This window comes from Salmonella sp. SAL00672 (assembly GCF_046552175.1).
Classification (GTDB): domain Bacteria; phylum Pseudomonadota; class Gammaproteobacteria; order Enterobacterales; family Enterobacteriaceae; genus Salmonella; species Salmonella enterica.
This window is the reverse complement of the sequence record NZ_JBGDUQ010000001.1, coordinates 512,205-532,488: the sequence shown is the minus strand read 5'-3', so window position 1 is coordinate 532,488 and position 20,284 is coordinate 512,205. Positions and strand designations below refer to the sequence as shown.

Below are 20,284 nucleotides of genomic sequence, written 5' to 3'. Positions count from 1 at the left end.
CTTTTATCTCACTGCTCTTATTATGGATGTTCACTTGGTTCTTTAGTAGATTGCTAAATAATTATTATGGCTAAAAGAATACAAACGTTAAAAGGAGAAGTTTTTATGACACCAGCAACAACACAAGATTATATTTCATTGGGTCAGGAACACGCTGTCACCTTTGGCAAAACGCAACTGACCCTCAAACCCGGTATACTGGCTGAAGGCGAACCATTACCCTGCACAAAGGGGCTGGTGAGCCATAATTTATTACCGGGTTACTGTATCCCGGGGATAAAAAAGCGGATTATTGTCGTCCCGTCACTGGATACGCCGGTTTGTGAATGGCAGGTAAAAGACTATAGTAACCGCCTTAAATCAGCGGGTAGCCACTCAAACCGGGCGGTATATGTGCTGAGTATGGATACGCCATTTGCTCAGGCCCGTTTTATTCGGGAACATGATATTCATCCCGGCATAACCTTTGTTTCTGACTACGCTTGCCGCCAGTTTTTGGATAATTCCGGGCTGAAAATTAATGAGCTCAGTATTTTTGCCAGAGCGTTGATAGAGTGCGATGAAAATAATGTGGTTACGCGTGTTATTGTACCACGAGATATCACTCATCTTCCTGTTTACTAATCACTTATATCAGCACCGTCCCTGCACAGAGAACCGAATAACCGGCAATGCAGGGGCGCAGGCATCCTCCTGTAGTGCCCCCACATTTAACACATATACTATTGCATCACGCATAAGGAACTGAAAATGATGCCAGCGGATGGGGCAGGTTAACGTTATGGCACCCCTGAATTTCTGCAATAATCGTCTGGTAACCGGAAAGCCACTTATGACTTTGTGATTTGGCCTGCTGGTGCTGTAAATTATTTATCAATAGCTCCATTGATTCGCGGGTCTGCCAGTAATAATTATTAACCATTCTTCCGCTGGCGGCATCGGTATAGCTTTCCATCCCAATATAGCCATCAATAGTCTGTGTATAGCGCTCAATCCAGCCATCCAGTTGATAAAACTCTTCGTCGTACTCTTTTTTTTCGAAAATAAAACTTGTCAGAAACAGCGACATGGTATTTCTCCTGTTACGCAATATCAATCAAACACCCATCAACGTGGATTCAAAACGTAAACCTGGCATCATTTTTTCAAGGCCGTCAGTCAGCATGTTTCCTGCCGCGTACAATTCATCAACCGGCATTTCCGGCAAGCTTTCAAGGATAAACCACATCGCTTTATCTGAAGCGCTTAGTCGGGTACGTACTCCCTGACGCCAGTTCCAGCGCCGACAGGTGACGCCTCTGTCATCGCGCCAGATAACTTCGCCCGGTTCTGGTGACTCGGTGACGGGGTGTCCTTCTTTCAGGGTATCAAATGTTTCACTTCCGTCTGCGAAAACCAGCCGCGGCGATCCACAATAAGCCGCGCTATTTTCGCCGCCTACCGGTACGGCATAGCGTAGGCTCACCGCGTTATAAAGATCAACGACCGGGTCCAGCGCCGCCATTGTTCCATCCTTCAACACGCGTTTTCGTAGCGCTTCAGCCGAGCAGGGGGTGCGCTTTGGTTTTGCGCCGAATGCTTTAAACACCGCATTCCAGGCGTCTATATGCGCCTGTGCCCACGCCGGTTGGCCGTTAATTACGGCCTGACAGGCCTCTTTTAGCGCGATTTCTCCGACCTGCGCATCGCGAACCGGAGCGGCAATAACATTAATACTTAATGCACGAAAGCCGGGAGCGATACGGGCCAGTTCCGGGCTGATTGACGGTAACATAGAAGACATCGCATAATCCTGTAATGACTATTTTCTTCTATGATATCGACCAATGACCAAAAAAGTCAACTTATCGACCACGGCGGGCGCCGACGTCAGCACGATAAATGAAGCTGTTTCCCAACGTATCAAACAATTTCGTAGCCAAAAAAAGATGTCGCTGGATGAGCTTGCGCGGCGTTCCGGCGTCAGTAAAGGAATGCTGGTGGAAATTGAAGGCTGTAAAGCCAATCCAAGCATTGCGCTGTTATGTAAGATCGCGGCGGCAATGGGAGTGTCCGTGGCGGATTTTGTCAACGTCGCCAGCGAGCCGATGGTCCATCTTATCGACCGGGATGCTATTCCGGTGTTGTGGCGCGGCGAGAAAGGCGGCAGCGCAAAACTGATGGCGGGAGCCAGCGGGCCGGATATGCTGGAACTCTGGCAATGGATAATGCATCCTGGTGAACAGTTTGAATCGGCAGGGCATCCGGCAGACACCTGTGAATTACTGTTTGTTAATCAGGGAACACTGACATTAACAGTCGACGGTAGACGCTTTATTATTCGGGAGGGCTGCTCCGCTGTAGCCAGAACCGACATGCCTCATGCCTACGTTAACGACACTAATGAGGTGCTTGAATTTACCATGACGGTGAATGAAAAGAGCCGTTGATCACCGTGAGGAAGGCGCTAACAACCCGTCATTCGGACAGGGAAGCCTCGGTGCCCGATAAGCGTTATCGGGCACCGGCTATCTTTTATTTTATCGCAGGCGCGGCCTCCGGGTCATCGATATAGAGCGTCTGGCTTGGGAAGGCGAAGTCAGCGCCGTTTTCCTGGACAATCGCAATAATTTTCAGGTAAACATCCTGCTGTACGGCAAGCCATTCCTGCCATACTGTTGTTTTGGTAAAGCAATACACCATAATATTCAGCGAAGAGTCGGCGAATTCATTAAAATAGACCAACAGCGTCTGTTTCTGATCGATATCGCTGTGCGCCTGCAGCATGTTTCTGATAGCGTCAACAATGAGGCCAATTTTGTCGGCATCTTCGTAACGTAATCCAATAACCGTTTTTATTCGACGGTTGGTCATCCGTCCCGGATTCTCAACGCTAATGGATGAAAAGACGGAATTAGGCACGTACAACGGGCGGTGGTCGAATGTGTTAATTCGTGTAATTCGCCAGCCGATTTCGGCGACCGTACCTTCGATATTTCTGTCAGGAGAACGAATCCAGTCTCCGATACTGAAGGGGCGATCGAAATAGAGCATAATACCAGAGAAAAAATTGCTCAGGACATCTTTGCCCGCCATACCAACAGCGATACCGCCGATACCGCCAAAGGTCAGCAGACCGGACAGACTCATGCCAAAATGTTCGCCATACAGTAAGACAATCGCGACAATAATGGTTATTTTTATGACCCGTGCCAGAATACGTGTACTGGTGACATCTCTACCTTTATTGACCTGTGCTTTTTCAAATTGGTTAATAATCAGGAAAAGTTTTATCGTCAGAATAAGCGCAATGAGCGAGGTGCAGATAAAATCAATGACCCCGGAAGAGATAAAACGCAAATTATAATCTTCAATAGCATTATTCAGTATGCTCCCGATGGTCCCAATAATAATCGCGTAAATAAAAAACTGTGCCGCATGGAACGTGAATCCTTTCTTCCACTGTACGTTACGGCTGAGCCAAAATCTCACGACCAGCAACGCCATACCGCAACTGAAAAGTATCGCCAGATTAAATGCGTTTTTGAGAAAAAATTCAGTGAACATTATTGTTTTCCGCTCCTTCCTACGATAACAGCTCAGAATGACCTGATTAACAGGTATTTTACCCAGGATAAACGCGTAGATCATCGATAAGTAAAAAGAAGAAATAGTGCTATCAGCTTTAATCTCAGCGGTTTACTTTTTATGTAAATACAATGTCACGTTTTATAGAGCAGACATCGCGCGATTGTCATGGTATTGTTGCTATCAGGTAAAAAAGTCATCTGTAAAGGACAATACTATGATCATGATGAAGCTGAAATCGGCGAAGGGGAAAAAATTTCTGTTATGCCTGCTGGCAGTGTTTATCGTTGCGGCATCGGTGGTAACGCGCGCGACTATCGGCGGTGTGATTGAGCAGTATCATATTCCACTGTCCGAGTGGACAAGCTCTATGTATGCCATTCAGTCGGCAATGATTTTCGTTTACAGTCTGGTGTTCACTATTCTGCTGGCGATTCCTTTGGGGATCTATTTCCTCGGCGGAGATGAGTAACAGAAATGTGGTATTGGCCGGATGGCAGCGCCATCCGGCAGGACGCAAGAGGGATTAATCGTCCTCGTCGTCCAGTTCAACCGGTGTTTGATATTCATCAGGCTTAATGACTAACAGGTCGCAGCGCAGATGGTCAATGACCTGTTCGGCCGTGTTCCCCAAAAACGCGGCCGAGAGTCCGGTACGTCCAACGGTGCCAAGCACAACGATCCCCGCCTGGAGATGTTCGGCAAGATCCGGGATAACTTCTTCCGGCAAACCTTTTTCTACATGCGTAACTTTTTCATCGATGCTGAATTTCTGGCGCAGCGCTTTCATCGCCAGTAAATGCTGGCCTCTGATGGCGTCGTTATACACGCTGGGATCAAATTCCGGCAGCTCAATGGCGATATTGATTGGCGTAACGGGGTAGGCGCCGACCAGGTGTACTTCGGTATGATTAACCTGCTCCGCCAATTGTAAGGTCTCTTTTACCAGCTTTTCGTTGAGAGCATTGTGATAGGGCTCTTCGCTTGCCAGGTTCACGGCGACCAGGGCTTTGCCGCCTTCTGGCCACGGCTGATCTTTGACCATCCACACGGGGCTTGGGCATTTACGCAGCAAATGCCAGTCGGTAGGGGTAAAAATGACCGCTTCCAGTCGATCGTGCTGATGCGCCATTTTCAACACCAGATCGTGACTGCCGGCGATAACCTCCTGGATGATGGCCTCAAAGGGACGATTGTGCCAGACCACTTTAATTTCAATGGGGACACCGGCTTCAAGATAATATTTCGCCTGCTCACGTATCCAGGCTGTGCGTTGACTTATTACGCCCTGACGCATTGCGGTGCGTTCGTCAGGAGAAAGCAGGGTGGTCATCTCATACGAGAAATCGTAAATAGGCAGGAAAGCTTTAATTTTGCCGCCAATCCGTTGATGCAAATAAACTGCTCGCCGTAATGCGGGTTGGTCGTCCTGATTGGGATCGATGACCACCAGCATATTTTGATACATAGCCATACAGGGTCTCCTTACAACTGTCATCGCAGTTTGTAACTAAAGAGTAACTCAAATATGGTGAATGAAACAGAGGAAGCGCTTCTGCCAGATCAATAAATGAGAAAAATTTAACGATATGGCAGAAGATAACATCAATGGTTTAGCTGACGTTTAAGCGACGTTGCGGGTATGACCGGCGAGGGCCGCCAGCGCATCGCTGTTTTCAATAGTAATATACTTACCTTTCACCGCCAGCATACCGCTTTTCTGGAAACGCCCCAGCAGACGGCTAATGGTTTCGACCGTTAAGCCCAGATAGTTGCCGATATCGCCACGGGTCATTGTCAGGCGGAATTCACGCGGTGAGAAACCACGCTGCGCAAAGCGGCGGGACAGGTTGTAAATAAACGCGGCCAGACGTTCTTCGGCGTTTTTCTTCGACAATAACAGGATCATATCCTGATCGCCTTTAATTTCACCGCTCATCAGACGCATCATTTGCTGACGCAGGTTAGGCATTTTGCCGGACAGGTCATCCAGCGTCTCAAAGGGAATTTCACATACCATTGAGGTTTCCAGCGCCTGTGCAAAGCTCGGATGATGACCGCTGCCAATGGCGTCAAAACCCACCAGGTCGCCTGCTAAATGGAATCCAGTAATCTGCTCATCGCCTTGCTCGGTAATGGTGTAGCTCTTAATCGTTCCGGAGCGGATAGCATAGAGCGATTTCAGTTCATCACCTGCTTTAAACAGAGTTTGCCCTTTCTGAATGGGCTTTTTGCGCTCGATGATATTATCAAGCTGATCAAGCTCATGCTCGTTAAGTGTGAACGGGATGCAAAGCTGGCTGATACTGCAATCCTGGCAATGGATAGCACAACCGCCAGACTGAATGCGCCGTATAATTCGCTTTTCCGGGATCATAGGTCTGCTCAAGCCGTAATTGATATTTGTCAATTTTAACATCTTTTTGGTGAGCGCGTAAGTCTGAGCTATCCCGGAGAAGGAATAATTCAAGTATAAGTTTGATGAATACTTTTATCTATTTGAAAACACGTAATTTATTTGTTGTTGCTTTACATAAAAGTGTGACCGATAAGGCACTTTTTGCCTGTATATTCATAATAAAAGATAGCCTTCATGGCGTAATAGCCACTCTTTTCGCTGCACGCCGCCAGCGTATCCGGTCAGAGTGCCGTTACGCCCGATGACGCGATGGCAGGGAACAACAATACTGATGGGGTTAGCGCCATTCGCAGCACCGACTGCGCGTGCGGCGCCCGGTCGTCCCAGTTGCGCCGCCAGTTGACCATAGTGCATCACCTGCCCGCAGGGGATAGCGCGCAATGCCTGCCATACTTCCCGTTGAAAAGGTGTGCCCCCCGTGGCGGTTTCCAGGGTATCAATTACGGCGAGATTGCCTGCAAAATAATCTGCAAGCTTATCGCTGAGTCCACCGGGGTTAGTCGCAGAAACGCGTTCATAGCCTTCGTGACGGTAGTGGATATTTAGCAGTTGCTCCATACGATCGCGGTACTGTTCCCACTCAATGGCCCGCAGTCGAAACTGCTCATCGCAAACCACCCATAACGGTCCTAATGGCGTGGCTATCTTCTCTTCAAGTAATCTCAGCATCCGTTCTCTCACATCGTCTTAGCCTAACGTAAGAGACAAGATATCATGCCAGGAATACCCGCAACCATACTCCTTAAAAGATAGTCAGGGATAACACATTTAGCGCCAGTAATATCGTTGGCGGAGAAAAAGGGAGCCTGGCGAGACGGTTAATTGCCTGACATTGTCGCTGTTATTGGAAATAACTGTAAACCGTTGTCGGTATAACAGGGCACGGTTATGATAACGGCAGTCGCAAAAACGCTGGAGGATGAACCATGAACCTTGACGATAAAGCGCTGTTTCTTGACGCCATGGAGGATGTCCAGCCGCTGAAACGCCATACTGATGTACACTGGCAGCCAACGCGTAATCTTAAAACGCCCCAGCGTATCGACACGCTTCAGCTTGATAATTTCCTGACGACGGGCTTTCTGGATATTCTGCCGCTGAATGAACCGCTGGAATTTCGTCGGGAAGGATTGCAGCAGGGTGTCATCGACAAGTTACGCAGTGGGAAATACCCTCAGCAGGCCAGCCTCAATTTGTTACGCCAGCCGGTCGAAACGTGCCGAAAAATGCTGTTTCGTTTTATCCTGGAGGCGCAGAAAGAGGGGTTGCGTAATGTCCTGATCATTCATGGTAAAGGGCGAGAGGCGAAGTCACATGCCAATATCGTCCGAAGCTATGTGGCCCGCTGGTTGACAGAGTTTGAAGATGTACAGGCTTATTGTTCGGCGCTGCCGCACCATGGCGGCGGCGGGGCATGTTATGTCGCGTTACGTAAAACGGTGCAGGCTAAACAGGATAACTGGGAGCGCCATGCGAAGCGTAGTCGGTAAATCGTTGCCGCTGGCGGACAGGACCGCCAGCGCAAGCTCGCGCGAACCCGATTTTATGCCTGATGCTCAAGATTCTGCAAGAGAACGGGCGATAACGCTGTCCGCGGTAATAACACGGAGAAACAGTCATTCGCTTATTTAAGCGTCTATTAAAATATACTGGCTTTCGACTTAACTATTAAGCAGAAAATGGTGATAAGTACATCACTTGTCAATATGGATGGATGAATATCCTGGCATAGCGAATATAGGTGATTTTATCTGTTGCACTAAGGGAAATGGCGATGGTCTGCTATTGAATATGGAGAATGTCAAAGAAACGAATGGCAATAGGTATCTGAAATGCTATAAAAATAAAACCTGTCTCCTATCCTGGTTGTAGGCCGTCAAAAATGTTGAGAAATATCAGCGTCAGGACATGCATTATTCTATTCATGGTATGTACGTTTCTTTTGGTGGATACTTTACAAATAGCTTTTCTGCACGATCTCCCTATTTTAATTACGTGTAATATCATTTATCTGATCTCGTCATTACTGCTTTGGTGGTATATGACCTGCTATCTGGTAGTGCCGATTAATACCGTGAAGAAAAGTATTGAAGAGGTCGCAGCAGGAAACTTGTCTATTCATATCTCCGAATTTGGCAATAATTGCGCCGGGCGACTCATCCCCGGAATTAATAGCCTGTCGGAGAATATTTCCGCGCTGGTACGCGAAATCAGATCCTCTTCGCAAACGGCAATGACCCTTTCCGAACAACTGGCGGCGCGCAGTATGTCGCTATCCGTAAAGACGGAACAGCAGTCGGCCTCGTTAATTCAAACTGCCGCCAGTATGGATGAAATGGCGGCGAGTACCAAAAACAATGCGGATAATACCCGAATGGCGAGCATACAGGCGGATTGTGCAACCCAATGCGCCCGTAAAGGCGGTGAATTAATGGTGCGGGTTACAGAAAATATGCGTTCTATTACCGACTGTGCCTCGCAGATGACGGAGATTATTTCATTGATTGACGGTATCGCATTCCAGACTAATATTCTGGCGCTTAACGCGGCGGTAGAGGCTGCGCGGGCGGGCGATCATGGAAAAGGTTTCTCCGTGGTGGCCGGGGAAGTGCGTAATCTGGCGCATCGTAGCGCTGAGGCGGCAAAAAATATCAAGGCGCTGATCGACGTTACGCATGACAATGTGCGGCAGGGGGCCGCCATAGTGCAGGAGGCTGAAAAAAATATGCAGGAGATTGTTGGCGGTTCCGGGCAATTAAACGTGCTGATGAGTGAAATTTCCACCACCACGCGGGAGCAGGAAAAAGGCATTAACCAGATAACACTGGCGTTGAGCGATCTGGAAAGCGCAACCCATAGCAATGTCTTAATGGTTGAAGCGCTATCTGCTTCTTCGGATGTTTTAAAGGCGCAGGTGATCGAGTTACAGACTAAAACCGACAAATTTCGTTTAAGCCAGCCGGGTTACAGTGAACATGCGCTGTCGCGCTCTCATGTATCACCTCTTTCGACCATCACCAGGCGCGGCCAGGCCTGATAATACATGTTTGGTAAGCGCCTGTTGCTAAGGCGCTTTTTTCGCACGTTCCCGTCATTCTTTTTGCGCAATGAGAAAATGAGAGATTGCTTAACCTTTCCCGAAAGCTAGACTAACGGCATCAGAGTTGTAACGTGGAGGCGCTGTGGAAGCCATTAAGGGATCGGATGTGAACGTGCCGGATGCCGTTTTCGCATGGCTACTGGATGGTCGTGGTGGAGTAAAACCGCTCGAAGATAATGATGTGATCGATAGTCAGCATCCCTGTTGGCTACATCTTAATTATACCCACCCGGACAGCGCCCGCTGGTTGGCTTCAACGCCTTTACTCCCCAATAACGTGCGTGATGCGCTGGCTGGTGAAAGCTCGCGCCCGCGCGTAAGTCGTATGGGGGAAGGGACGCTCATTACGCTGCGCTGTATTAATGGCAGTACTGACGAACGCCCGGATCAATTAGTAGCAATGCGTTTATATATGGACGAGCGGTTCATTGTGTCTACCCGTCAGCGAAAGGTTCTGGCGCTGGACGATGTGGTCAGTGATTTGCAGGAGGGCACCGGGCCCGTAGATTGCGGCGGCTGGTTAGTGGATGTGTGCGATGCGTTAACCGATCACGCCAGTGAATTTATTGAAGAGCTACACGATAAAATTATCGATCTGGAAGATAATCTTCTCGACCAGCAAATCCCACCGCGCGGTTTCCTCGCATTGCTACGTAAACAGCTAATTGTTATGCGCCGCTATATGGCGCCGCAGCGCGACGTCTATGCCCGGCTTGCGAGTGAACGGCTGCCGTGGATGAGCGACGATCACCGGCGCAGAATGCAGGATATCGCCGACAGGCTGGGAAGGGGGTTGGATGAAATTGATGCTTGTATCGCGCGTACTGGCATCATGGCGGATGAAATTGCCCAGGTGATGCAGGAGTCTCTGGCGCGCAGAACTTATACCATGTCGCTTATGGCGATGGTTTTTCTGCCCAGCACCTTCTTAACGGGGTTATTTGGCGTTAACCTGGGCGGTATTCCCGGCGGCGGATGGCGGTTCGGCTTTTCTCTGTTTTGTATTCTGTTAGTTGTCCTGATCGGTGGTGTTACTTTATGGTTGCATCGCAGTAAATGGTTGTAACAAAAGCGCTTTTCAGACCATTTCGGGTGAAAAAACGCCGAGAAATTTGAGCGAAGTCAATAAACCATCTACCTATTCGGGGCAATATCTCTCTCGCAGGTGAATGCAACGTCAAGCGATGGGCGTTGCGCTCCATATTGTCTTACTTCCTTTTTTGAATTACTGCATAGCACAATTGATTCGTACGACGCCGGCTTAGATTAGTCGGCTTTTTTTTGCCTGTAGGATATCAGCGTCTACCCTTTAAGAGTCTGAATGACATTCTGGAGGGTAATATGAGCTGTCTTTTAACCTTATTATATCTACACTCGTCCTTGTCGGACCCGATTCCCACTGACCCTGTTCCCATTCCTGAGCCGCTTCCCCGTCCTCAGCCGATGCCCGACCCGCCGCCGGACGAAGAACCGATTAAAATGTCGCATCAAACGTCCGGATCTGCGAGGATACGCGCCTGCTGACTATGAGTCGTTACCGCGAGAGTAAATTGTGACCGCTTTTTCAACCCTGAATGTTTTGCCCGCCGCCCAGCTCAATAACCTTACTGAGCTGGGCTATCTTGAGATGACGCCTGTTCAGGCCGCAGCATTACCCGTCATTCTGGCGGGAAATGATGTGCGTGTGCAGGCCAGGACCGGTAGCGGTAAAACGGCGGCGTTTGGTCTTGGGCTCTTGCATCGAATTGATGTCACTCTGTTCCAGACACAGGCATTAGTGCTGTGCCCGACGCGGGAGCTGGCGGATCAGGTAGCCGGGGAGTTACGTCGCCTGGCCCGTTTTCTGCCAAATACCAAAATTCTGACCTTGTGTGGCGGGCAGCCCTTTGGCGTACAGCGCGACTCGCTTCAGCACGCTCCGCATATCATTGTCGCGACGCCGGGGCGCCTGCTGGATCATTTACAAAAAGAAACCGTATCGCTGGATGCGTTGCACATTCTGGTAATGGATGAAGCAGACCGAATGCTGGACATGGGATTCAGTGACGCCATTGATGAGGTGATCCGCTTTGCGCCTGCGACGCGCCAGACGTTGTTGTTTTCAGCAACCTGGCCTGAGGCCATTGCGGCGATTAGCGGTCGTGTACAGCAGCAGCCAATACGTATTGAAATCGATACGGTAGATGCGCTACCGGCTATCGAACAACAGTTCTTCGAAACATCTGCGCATGAAAAAATTTCGCTGCTACAAACGTTGCTTAGCCAGCATCAGCCAGCGTCCTGCGTGGTGTTTTGCAATACCAAAAAAGATTGTCAGGCCGTTTGTGATGCGCTTAATGCGGTAGGACAAAGCGCGTTGGCGCTCCACGGCGATCTGGAACAACGCGACCGCGACCAGACGTTGGTGCGTTTTGCAAATGGCAGCGCGCGCATTCTGGTTGCCACCGACGTTGCCGCGCGAGGGTTAGACATTAAATCGCTCGAACTGGTGGTTAACTATGAACTGGCCTGGGACCCGGAGGTGCATGTCCATCGTATTGGCCGTACGGCGCGCGCGGGAAGCAGCGGCCTGGCGATCAGTTTCTGCGCGCCGGAAGAGGCGCAGCGGGCGAATATTCTTTCAGAAATGCTGCAACTCAAGCTGAACTGGCTGAATGCGCCCGCCCGGCAGCCGTTACTCCCTCTGGCCGCAGAGATGGCTACCCTATGCATTGACGGCGGCAAAAAAGCGAAAATGCGTCCGGGAGATATTTTGGGCGCGCTGACCGGCGATATTGGATTAGACGGGGCGGATATTGGCAAAATTAACGTGCATCCAATGCACGTTTACGTCGCCGTACGTCAAGCAGTAGCGCAAAAAGCCTGGAAGCAGTTGCAAAACGGGAAGATCAAAGGCAAGTCATGCCGGGTACGGCTATTAAAATGATCGATAGCATGGCGTCTCAGCGGAGTGCTGAGACGCCTGCAGATTATTTCACTTCGATAACATCAAGCCGCAACGCCTCTAAGGCGGTGTCATCTTCTTCCGGCTGCCAGCCAGCGGGCTGCAAGGGAATCTCTTCACGATCGAACGCTAAATCGCCGCCGTCGACGACCTCGGAACCGTGAGTGATTCCTTTGAAATCGAACAGGTTAGTGTCACAAAGGTGAGACGGCACGACATTCTGCATGGCGCTAAACATCGTCTCGATCCGTCCAGGATAGCGCTTATCCCAGTCGCGTAGCATGTCGGCAATCACCTGGCGTTGCAGGTTGGGTTGCGAACCGCACAGATTACAAGGAATGATAGGGAAGGCTTTGGCCTCAGCAAAACGGATAATATCTTTCTCGCGGCAGTAAGCCAGCGGGCGGATCACGATATGTTTGCCGTCATCGCTCATCAGCTTCGGCGGCATCCCTTTCATTTTTCCGCCATAGAACATATTCAGAAACAGGGTTTGCAGAATATCGTCGCGGTGGTGGCCCAGGGCGATTTTGGTCGCGCCCAGTTCAGTCGCCGTACGATACAGGATACCCCGACGCAAACGCGAGCACAGCGAGCAGGTGGTTTTTCCTTCCGGAATCTTCTCTTTCACAATGCCGTAGGTGTTTTCTTCGACGATTTTATATTCTACGCCTAGCTGCTCAAGGTAGGCTGGCAGGATATGCTCCGGGAAACCTGGCTGCTTTTGATCGAGGTTGACGGCGACCAGTGAAAAATTGATCGGGGCGCTTTGCTGCAAATTACGTAAAATTTCCAGCATCGTATAGCTATCTTTGCCGCCAGAAAGGCAAACCATAATGCGATCGCCTTCTTCAATCATATTAAAATCGGCAATCGCTTCGCCAACGTTACGGCGCAGGCGCTTTTGCAACTTGTTGAGGTTGTATTGCTCTTTCTTTGTATTCTTTTGAATTTCTTGCATTATTTCAGTTCTCTGGTACTAAATGGGGCAAATTGGGGGCAAACTTTGCAATTACGATAACCGCGCATTCAACATCGCTACTTGTTCGTCGTTCATGTCATCAATCCACATACCGTAAATTTCATACACCATCTGCGCAGTTTCATGCCCCATTTGGCTGGCGATAAATGCCGGGTTCGCTCCTGCCGTCAACAGCCAGCAGGCAAAAGTATGTCGCGTATGGTACGGATTACGGCGACGAATGCCAGCACGTTTTTATGGCAAGATACGCAATGGTTCAAAAGCGTCTTTATTCTGTCATCCGTATTACTTAAGATATCATCACGACCCGAAAAATATTGGAACGAAGAGATGTATGACTAAAGAAGCTGTAATCTTTCTATTTATCGCCATCGTGGTAGAAGTTATCGCCACGATCTCATTAAAATTATCAGATAGTTTTACGCGTCTGGTACCGAGCCTCGTTACTATCATCGGATATTGTATTGCGTTCTGGTGTCTTACCATCCCAATGCGAACCATCCCTGCGGGTATCATTTATGCTATTTGGTCTGGGGTAGGGATTGTTCTTATTGGATTGATAGGATGGTTATTTCTCGGCCAAAAACTGGATATGCCGGCTATTATTGGCATGTTGCTTATCATCTGCGGCGTAATCGTAATCAATCTGTTTTCAAAAAGTGTCAGTCACTAGGCGATGATGATTGATTTGAGCCCGCACTCTCTTATGCGGGCTCGGGTATTTAGCGCACCACCAGTACGGAGCATTCCGCATGACGCACAACGGCTGCGGCGTTGGAACCCAACAGATAGGTAGTAATATCCGGGCGATGCGAGGCGATAATCACCATATCGGCCGGTAATTTTTTTGCCATTTCCAGAATCTTATCTTTAGGAGAGCCTTCTGCAACGTGAGCCTGCACGCGGTCCGCAGGAAGGTTGAATTTCTTGATAATCGCTTCCAGTTGAGATTTGGCTTCGGCTTTCAAATCGTCCATTGCGGGAAGCTCTGCTGAATAAGCCAGTCCCAGGGAAGCGTAATAGGGCAAAGACGGGATTACAGTCAAAAAGTGCACTTTAGCGTCGTCAATCTTTGCTTCGGCTTCAACATGCGAAATCACGCGTTGAGTTAATTCTGAATCTGAAATATCGATGGGTACAAGAATCGTTCTGTTCATAAAACCTCCTGTTTAAGTATCCACTGAAATTCTACTCCCTAAAGGCACTTTATGTACAATGACATACGTCACATTTTAGGTGCTGCTCCACGATACTCTGCGGGGACTACCAACAGGGGAGGACGGCGTAATATTACGCGTATTCCACGTAAATAATCAGCGAGTTGACGTTAAAACGTTATTTCTGCCTTGTCAGGAAAGACCTAAAAAGAGATGTTACCGTTTAATTCAATAATTAATGAAATAATTCGCAGTGAAATAGATATAATTTATACGAATGCTTTTGGGGGTATTATACGAAATAAAAATTATACAATATCATTCGGTTACGATATTCTACGCCTGTTATATGCCTTTATTGTCACATATTCATTTTGTCGCTGGGCCATTGCGTTAACCTTTGCTTTCCAGCGTATAAATTGACAAGCCCGAACGGATGTTCGGGCTTTTTTTGTTTCCAGGTTAATCCTTAGAATATTTTTTAATCTGCGCCGGGTTTTTCCGCTTTTCCTGCCAGCAAGGCAAGAAAGTCATAGCGTTTTTGCAAATCCAATGCGGCATCTCGCCATAATTGTTCAGCTACTTCAGGCTGTTGCGCATTCAGGCGACGGAAACGCTGTTCATTAAGCAACGTTTCCGCCAGGGCATCAGACGGTGGCCGAGAGTCCAGAGCCAGCGGCGGCTTGCCTTCATCCGCGCGGCGGGGATCAAAGCGGTATAACGGCCAGAAACCGGTCGCCGTTAACTGGCGCATCTGGTCATGGCTTAGCGCCAGATCGTAACCATGTTCCTCACAGGGGCTATAGGCAATGATCAGCGACGGTCCTGGCCAGGCTTCGGCCTCCTGGATGGCTTTCACCGTCTGGTTTAACTGCGCGCCCAGCGAAATTTGCGCGACATAAACATGACCATACATCATCATGCTGACGCCAAGATCTTTACGGGCTTTACGCTTGCCATGTTCGCCAAACTTAGTGACGGCGCCAAGCGGCGTCGCCTTCGACGCCTGGCCGCCAGTATTGGAATAACACTGCGTATCCAGAACCAGAATATTGACATTCTCCGTCAGGCTTAACACATGGTCTAAACCGCCAAAGCCGATGTCGTATGCCCAACCATCGCCGCCAATCAGCCAGATTGATTTTTCTACCAGCGCATCAGCATCCTTTAACAGTTCCTCTGCGCCCGCAACCGATTTCAGATGTTGGCGTAATGCGGCGACCTGCTCACGCCGAACGTCAGGCGTTGCTTCGGCATGCAGCGCATCGTTTAATTCCGCCGGAATGCGATCGGCGAATTGCGCCAGTAAACGCATGACGCGCGCCCGGTGCTGATCCACACTCAGACGGAAACCGAGGCCAAATTCCGCGTTATCTTCAAATAGCGAATTCGCCCACGCCGGGCCGCGTCCGTTGGCATCGGTGGTATAAGGCGTAGAGGGTAAGTTACCGCCGTAAATAGAGGAACACCCCGTGGCGTTAGCGATTAACATTCTGTCGCCATATAACTGAGTCAGCAGTTTAATATACGGCGTTTCACCGCAGCCGGAACAGGCGCCGGAATATTCAAACAGCGGCGTAATAAGCTGCGATGTGCGGATATCAATTCGTTCCAGTTTGTTTCGATCGATTTCCGGTAAGTCGAGGAAGAAGTCATAATTCACTTTCTCTTCTTCCACATGCTCAAGGCGCGACATCATGTTAATCGCCTTGATCTGTGGATTTTGCCGATCTTTAGCCGGGCAGACCTCTACGCATAAATTACAGCCAGTACAGTCTTCCGGCGCGACCTGCAGCACATATTTCTGGCCGCGCATATCGCGGGACTTCACGTCCAGCGAATGCAGACTGGCTGGCGCGTTCTCCATCGCCTGCGGGGAAACGACTTTCGCACGAATTGCCGAGTGAGGGCAGGCAGCGACGCAGTGATTACATTGTGTACACAGTTCCTCTTTCCAGACAGGAATCTCTTCGGCGATATTGCGTTTTTCCCAGCGGGTGGTGCCCATTGGCCATGTTCCGTCCGGCGGCAGGGCGGAAACAGGCAGTGCGTCGCCGAGGCCCGCCAACATGGCGGCGGTAACGGTTTTCACGAAATCCGGCGCGGCGTCGGAGACGACCGGCGGGCGATGCGCGCTATGCGGATTAACCGCCTGCAACGGCACTTCCGCCAGCGATTCCTGCGCCAGAGCCAATGCCTGCCAGTTACGCTCAACCAGATCCTGTCCTTTGCTGCTATAGCTTTTGGCAATCGCGCCCTGCAGCTCAACCAGGGCGCTATCGCCCGGAAGAATATGCGTCAGGTGGAAGAAAGCCATTTGCATGACGGTATTGATGCGGGCGCCAAGTCCACATTCGCGGGCGATTTTCGCCGCGTTAACCACGTAAAAACGCGCCTTTTTCTGATTCAACACCGCCTGAACTTCTTGCGGCAGACGCGACCAGACCTCGTCGGCGCTGTACGGCGTATTAAGCAGAAAGATACCGCCGGGCTTTAGACGCTCCGCCATCTGATATTTATCGATAAACTGTAATTGGTGGCAGCCGACAAAATCCGCCTGAGCAATTAAGTAAGCGGAACGAATGGGTTTCTCGCTGACGCGCAGGTGCGATACCGTGAGCCCGCCAGCTTTTTTAGAGTCATAAACGAAATAACCTTGCGCATACCACGGTGTAGAATTACCGATAATTTTAATATTATTTTTCGTGGCGGATACGCTGCCGTCGCTTCCCAGACCGTAAAATAACGCTTCAAGTTTAGCGCTGCCGGGCAGGGTATTTTCCGGTAATGGCAGCGAGAGGTTAGTAACGTCATCATAAATGCCCACCGTAAACCGTGGCTTGGGTTTCGCATGGCTGAGTTCATTAAAGACCGCCAGTACGCACGCCGGGCCGAACTCTTTGGATGATAGCCCATAACGGCCGCCAATGGTGCGCGGCAACGTTTCGCGCTCGCCATTATTAAAGGCTTCCGCCAGTGCGGTCATCACGTCCAGATAAAGCGGCTCGGCCTGCGCGCCAGGCTCTTTGGTGCGATCCAGCACGGCGATAGCGCGAACGGTTCCCGGTAATGCCTGTAACAAATGTTTGGCGGAGAAGGGACGGAACAGACGGACTTTCAGAACGCCGACCTTTTCTCCGCGTATCAGTAGCTCGTCCACGACCTCTTCGCAGGTGCCGAGGGCGGAGCCCATCATAATGATGACGCGTTCAGCCTGGGGATGGCCATAATATTCAAATGGCTGGTACTGACGGCCCGTAGCGTCGCCAAATGCCTTCATCGCCTCTTCAACATGATCATAAACGGCGTTGTACCACGGGTTGGTCGCTTCGCGAGACTGGAAGTAGGTGTCCGGATTCGCTGAAGTTCCACGAATCACCGGATGTTCCGGATTCAGCGCGCGGGCGCGGTGAGCGTCGATCTCCGCCTGCGGCATCAGGTTCAGAATGGTTTCATCCGTTAGCGGTATAATTTTGTTGATTTCATGCGATGTACGGAAGCCATCAAAAAAATGAATAAACGGAACGCGGCTTTTCAGCGTAGCCCTGTGCGCGATCAGCGCAAAATCCTGCGCTTCCTGAACGCTGGCGGCGCATAACATAGCGCAGCCTGTCTGGCGGACCGCCATCACATCGGAATGGTCGCCAAAAATAGAAAGCGCGTGTGTGGCGACGGTGCGCGCGGCAACGTGCAGTACAAACGGCGTGAGCTGCCCCGCCAGTTTATACAGCGTTGGAATCATCAGCAGCAGCCCCTGCGATGATGTAAATGACGTAGAAAGCGAACCGGTTTGTAACGCACCGTGAACGGCGGCGATCGCGCCGCCTTCCGACTGCATCTCTACCACACGCGGCGTATCGCCCCAGACATTTTTAAGCCCATTACCGGCCCAGGCATCCGCTTGTTCAGCCATTGTTGAACTGGGCGTAATCGGGTAAATGGCGATAACCTCGCTGGTACGGAACGCCACCGACGCTACCGCGCCATTACCGTCAATTGTTTGCATATGACACCCTTACATTGCGCAAAAAAGAGGGACACGCATAATCGTGAGCGCATCCTGTAGTTATCCTTTTATTTTAGCAAAGCCCTTCAAGCCCCATTTTCGCTTTTGTGTCCCTGGCGGGAGGAGAATGGCGATTTCTTGCCGAAAAGACGTAAAAAATTGCCAATAAATGTTAATGAAGCGCATAAATGCGCGCTTTGCCTCTCGACGCGTCAGTTTCTGCTGCCTATTATTTAGGGCGGTGTCGTTTGGATGAATAAACAGAGGGGAGAGAAATGCGCGCAGCGTTTTGGGTGGGATGTGCCGCGTTATTATTGTCGGCTTGCAGTAGCGAACCTGTTCAGCAGGCAACCGCGGCACATGTTTCGCCAGGGATGAAAGCGGCGATGTCCAGCGCCGGCGAAGCGAATTGCGCTATGATTGGCGGTTCGCTTTCAGCGGCCCGGCAGCTTGATGGTTCAGTAATTGGTATGTGCGCGCTACCCAACGGCAAACGTTGTAGCGAACAGTCGCTTGCCGCCGGAAACTGCGGGAGTTACTAAGCGCGGCGTTTCGCCTGACGCGTATAACTTTTCACTTAATGGCTTAGTGCGCTAAATCCGCCAGTTTATACATTAGCGTTGTTTCTGCCGTCGCCAGCGTTAATTGGTTCGCAGTTAAATCGACCTGCGCGCCTTTGCTGAAGAGCTCGCTGAGGGTGCCGTCCAGCGCATTAAGCTGCGGATCGGCGCACATCATTCGGGTCATCGCTAAATTTTTCACTTTTAATTCGCCGTCAGACAGTTTTCCTTCGCCGGTGAATTGATTGCACATTTTGCCGGATACCGTCATGTCCTCGCCAAAGCTGAGCTCCGGGCCGGTGACCGTTTTACCGTTTACGCTTTCCAGAACAAAGCGGTGGTGCTCCAGTTGCTCGCGTTTGACGGACACTTTTCCACTGCTCACACACCCTGCCATTATGATGCTCAGGGCGACCAGCGTGACGATTTTCTTCATTGATATTCTCTGTAATCTGATAGTTAACACTGACTATAGTAATGATATGACCGGATAGATCTTCAGGGGTTATCCGAAAATGCTCCCCTGAGCGCAGGGGAGCGACAGGATTAGAACAGCGCGTTCGGGCAGGCTTCGCCCTTCTCAAGCTGGCTTAAGTTTTGTAACGTGGTTTCAGAGATGCTGATCAGCGCTTCTGCGGTCAGGAATGCCTGGTGCCCCGTAAACAGTACGTTATGGCAGGCCGACAGACGGCGGAAAACATCATCCTGGATAACATCGTTTGACTTGTCTTCAAAGAACAGGTCGCGTTCGTTTTCATACACATCCATCCCCAGCGAGCCGATTTTCTGATTCTTCAGAGCTTCGATAGCCGCCTGGGAATCAATCAGCGCGCCACGACTGGTATTAATGACCATAACGCCATTTTTCATTTGATCGAATGCCGCATGGTTCAGTAAATGGTAGTTTTCCGGCGTGAGCGGGCAGTGCAGAGAAATGACATCTGATTCGGCAAACAACGTTTGCAGATCCACATACTCGACGCCGAGGTCAAGTGCGGCGGTGCTGGGATAGGGATCAAACGCCAGTAAACGCATTCCGAAGCCTTTCAGGATACGCAGCGCGGCGACGCCGATTTTACCGGTACCAATGACGCCAGCGGTTTTTCCGTGCATGGTAAAGCCGGTCAGTCCCTCAAGGGAAAAGTTAGCGTCGCGGGTGCGTTGATAAGCGCGGTGAATACGGCGGTTCAATGTCATCATCATGCCAATCGCATGTTCAGCGACGGCTTCCGGAGAATAAGCCGGCACGCGGACCACCTGCAAACCGAGCTCTTTAGCGGCATCCAGGTCGACATTATTAAATCCGGCGCAACGCAGCGCGATGTATTTCACGCCGTGTTTTTTCAGCTCTTCCAGTACCGGTCGGCTCCCGTCGTCATTCACGAAGATACACACTGCTTCACATCCATTGGCGGTTTTCGCTGTTTTCTCGGTCAGCAGAAAATCAAAAAACTCCAGTTCAAAACCGAACGCTTCGTTCACTTGCTGTAGATATTTCTTGTCATACTGTTTGGTACTATAGACGGCGAGTTTCATATGACCTTCTCCA

22 protein-coding genes and 1 pseudogene are annotated in these 20,284 nt (G+C 50.2%); 10 read left to right on the top strand and 13 right to left on the bottom strand.

Annotated elements, in window-relative coordinates; genetic code table 11:
* Window positions 1-66 precede the first annotated feature (66 nt).
* Window positions 67-624 carry a redoxin family protein gene (locus ACLJTG_RS02720; protein WP_001119109.1) on the top strand — a complete coding sequence of 186 codons (558 nt, stop codon included), beginning with the start codon at window positions 67-69 and terminating at the stop codon, window positions 622-624.
* Between the two features lie 106 nt (window positions 625-730).
* Here the strand turns inward: ACLJTG_RS02720 and ACLJTG_RS02715 are convergent, their stop codons facing one another.
* Window positions 731-1,069, bottom strand: a complete 339-nt coding sequence (locus ACLJTG_RS02715) for an antibiotic biosynthesis monooxygenase family protein (protein WP_000051816.1) — start codon at window positions 1,067-1,069, stop codon at window positions 731-733.
* Between the two features lie 27 nt (window positions 1,070-1,096).
* Window positions 1,097-1,783 carry a B3/4 domain-containing protein gene (locus ACLJTG_RS02710; RefSeq protein WP_017465581.1) on the bottom strand — a complete coding sequence of 229 codons (687 nt, stop codon included), beginning with the start codon at window positions 1,781-1,783 and terminating at the stop codon, window positions 1,097-1,099.
* 43 nt (window positions 1,784-1,826) lie between these two features.
* On the opposite strand from ACLJTG_RS02710, the gene ACLJTG_RS02705 reads away from it, so the two are divergent.
* Window positions 1,827-2,429: an XRE family transcriptional regulator gene (locus tag ACLJTG_RS02705; RefSeq protein WP_410958883.1), complete on the top strand. Its 603-nt coding sequence runs from the start codon at window positions 1,827-1,829 to the stop codon at window positions 2,427-2,429.
* Window positions 2,430-2,514: 85 nt separating this feature from the next.
* Here ACLJTG_RS02705 and ACLJTG_RS02700 read toward each other — a convergent pair whose 3' ends face one another.
* Window positions 2,515-3,546, bottom strand: coding sequence for a mechanosensitive ion channel family protein (locus ACLJTG_RS02700; RefSeq protein ID WP_000493670.1), 1,032 nt, complete (start codon window positions 3,544-3,546; stop codon window positions 2,515-2,517).
* Window positions 3,547-3,784: 238 nt separating this feature from the next.
* Between ACLJTG_RS02700 and ACLJTG_RS02695 the strand changes: the two genes are divergently transcribed.
* Complete coding sequence (locus tag ACLJTG_RS02695; protein ID WP_000605645.1) at window positions 3,785-4,039, top strand: DUF2534 family protein; 255 nt, start codon at window positions 3,785-3,787, stop codon at window positions 4,037-4,039.
* A 54-nt stretch (window positions 4,040-4,093) separates the two neighbouring features.
* Here ACLJTG_RS02695 and uspE read toward each other — a convergent pair whose 3' ends face one another.
* The 3 genes from uspE to ogt all read right to left on the bottom strand — a co-directional run bounded on the left by uspE (window position 4,094) and on the right by ogt (window position 6,655).
* Window positions 4,094-5,041: a universal stress protein UspE gene (uspE, locus tag ACLJTG_RS02690; protein ID WP_001262138.1), complete on the bottom strand. Its 948-nt coding sequence runs from the start codon at window positions 5,039-5,041 to the stop codon at window positions 4,094-4,096.
* A 150-nt stretch (window positions 5,042-5,191) separates the two neighbouring features.
* On the bottom strand, window positions 5,192-5,944 hold the full coding sequence (fnr, locus tag ACLJTG_RS02685) for a fumarate/nitrate reduction transcriptional regulator Fnr (RefSeq protein WP_000611914.1): 753 nt from the start codon (window positions 5,942-5,944) through the stop codon (window positions 5,192-5,194).
* 195 nt (window positions 5,945-6,139) lie between these two features.
* Window positions 6,140-6,655 (bottom strand): methylated-DNA--[protein]-cysteine S-methyltransferase, encoded by a 516-nt coding sequence (gene ogt, locus ACLJTG_RS02680; RefSeq protein WP_000945036.1) that lies wholly within the window; start codon window positions 6,653-6,655, stop codon window positions 6,140-6,142.
* A 257-nt stretch (window positions 6,656-6,912) separates the two neighbouring features.
* On the opposite strand from ogt, the gene smrA reads away from it, so the two are divergent.
* From smrA to dbpA, 4 genes are all read left to right on the top strand, one after another.
* A complete protein-coding gene (gene smrA, locus ACLJTG_RS02675; protein WP_001046799.1) occupies window positions 6,913-7,476 on the top strand; it encodes a DNA endonuclease SmrA in 564 nt (187 codons plus the stop codon).
* Window positions 7,477-7,868: 392 nt separating this feature from the next.
* The gene (locus tag ACLJTG_RS02670; protein WP_000945621.1) at window positions 7,869-9,023 is read left to right on the top strand and encodes a methyl-accepting chemotaxis protein; all 1,155 of its coding nucleotides are present in this window, start codon (window positions 7,869-7,871) and stop codon (window positions 9,021-9,023) included.
* A gap of 145 nt (window positions 9,024-9,168) precedes the next feature.
* Window positions 9,169-10,152, top strand: coding sequence for a zinc transporter ZntB (gene zntB, locus ACLJTG_RS02665; protein WP_000387373.1), 984 nt, complete (start codon window positions 9,169-9,171; stop codon window positions 10,150-10,152).
* Between the two features lie 486 nt (window positions 10,153-10,638).
* Window positions 10,639-12,012: an ATP-dependent RNA helicase DbpA gene (gene dbpA, locus ACLJTG_RS02660; protein WP_000123700.1), complete on the top strand. Its 1,374-nt coding sequence runs from the start codon at window positions 10,639-10,641 to the stop codon at window positions 12,010-12,012.
* Window positions 12,013-12,055: 43 nt separating this feature from the next.
* Here the strand turns inward: dbpA and ttcA are convergent, their stop codons facing one another.
* Both ttcA and ACLJTG_RS02650 read right to left on the bottom strand, forming a co-directional pair.
* Window positions 12,056-12,991, bottom strand: a complete 936-nt coding sequence (ttcA, locus tag ACLJTG_RS02655; protein WP_001156208.1) for a tRNA 2-thiocytidine(32) synthetase TtcA — start codon at window positions 12,989-12,991, stop codon at window positions 12,056-12,058.
* Window positions 12,992-13,042: 51 nt separating this feature from the next.
* Window positions 13,043-13,246: pseudogene (locus ACLJTG_RS02650) on the bottom strand (tyrosine-type recombinase/integrase); the annotation flags it as partial.
* On the opposite strand from ACLJTG_RS02650, the gene ACLJTG_RS02645 reads away from it, so the two are divergent.
* Both ACLJTG_RS02645 and ACLJTG_RS02640 read left to right on the top strand, forming a co-directional pair.
* A complete protein-coding gene (locus tag ACLJTG_RS02645) occupies window positions 13,202-13,354 on the top strand; it encodes a hypothetical protein (protein ID WP_000089155.1) in 153 nt (50 codons plus the stop codon). The pseudogene ACLJTG_RS02650 and the gene ACLJTG_RS02645 sit on opposite strands and share 45 nt — an antisense overlap.
* Window positions 13,347-13,685, top strand: coding sequence for an SMR family transporter (locus ACLJTG_RS02640; protein WP_000159240.1), 339 nt, complete (start codon window positions 13,347-13,349; stop codon window positions 13,683-13,685). The genes ACLJTG_RS02645 and ACLJTG_RS02640 overlap by 8 nt, the downstream gene beginning before the upstream one ends.
* Window positions 13,686-13,734: 49 nt before the next feature.
* Here the strand turns inward: ACLJTG_RS02640 and uspF are convergent, their stop codons facing one another.
* The 3 genes from uspF to ACLJTG_RS02625 all read right to left on the bottom strand — a co-directional run bounded on the left by uspF (window position 13,735) and on the right by ACLJTG_RS02625 (window position 18,535).
* Window positions 13,735-14,169, bottom strand: coding sequence for a universal stress protein UspF (gene uspF / locus ACLJTG_RS02635; RefSeq protein WP_001082296.1), 435 nt, complete (start codon window positions 14,167-14,169; stop codon window positions 13,735-13,737).
* 481 nt (window positions 14,170-14,650) lie between these two features.
* The gene (nifJ, locus tag ACLJTG_RS02630) at window positions 14,651-18,175 is read right to left on the bottom strand and encodes a pyruvate:ferredoxin (flavodoxin) oxidoreductase (protein WP_079951417.1); all 3,525 of its coding nucleotides are present in this window, start codon (window positions 18,173-18,175) and stop codon (window positions 14,651-14,653) included.
* Window positions 18,176-18,235: 60 nt separating this feature from the next.
* Entirely contained in the window at window positions 18,236-18,535 is a 300-nt protein-coding gene (locus ACLJTG_RS02625; RefSeq protein WP_001137722.1) for a hypothetical protein, read from the bottom strand.
* Here ACLJTG_RS02625 and ACLJTG_RS02620 point away from each other — a divergent pair.
* Complete coding sequence (locus ACLJTG_RS02620; RefSeq protein ID WP_001200679.1) at window positions 18,451-18,717, top strand: DUF333 domain-containing protein; 267 nt, start codon at window positions 18,451-18,453, stop codon at window positions 18,715-18,717. The genes ACLJTG_RS02625 and ACLJTG_RS02620 overlap by 85 nt on opposite strands.
* Window positions 18,718-18,760: 43 nt before the next feature.
* On the opposite strand, the gene hslJ is transcribed toward ACLJTG_RS02620, so the two are convergent.
* Window positions 18,761-19,171, bottom strand: coding sequence for a heat shock protein HslJ (gene hslJ / locus ACLJTG_RS02615; RefSeq protein ID WP_079951418.1), 411 nt, complete (start codon window positions 19,169-19,171; stop codon window positions 18,761-18,763).
* Between the two features lie 110 nt (window positions 19,172-19,281).
* Window positions 19,282-20,271, bottom strand: coding sequence for a D-lactate dehydrogenase (ldhA, locus tag ACLJTG_RS02610; protein ID WP_000762206.1), 990 nt, complete (start codon window positions 20,269-20,271; stop codon window positions 19,282-19,284).
* Window positions 20,272-20,284 lie beyond the last annotated feature (13 nt).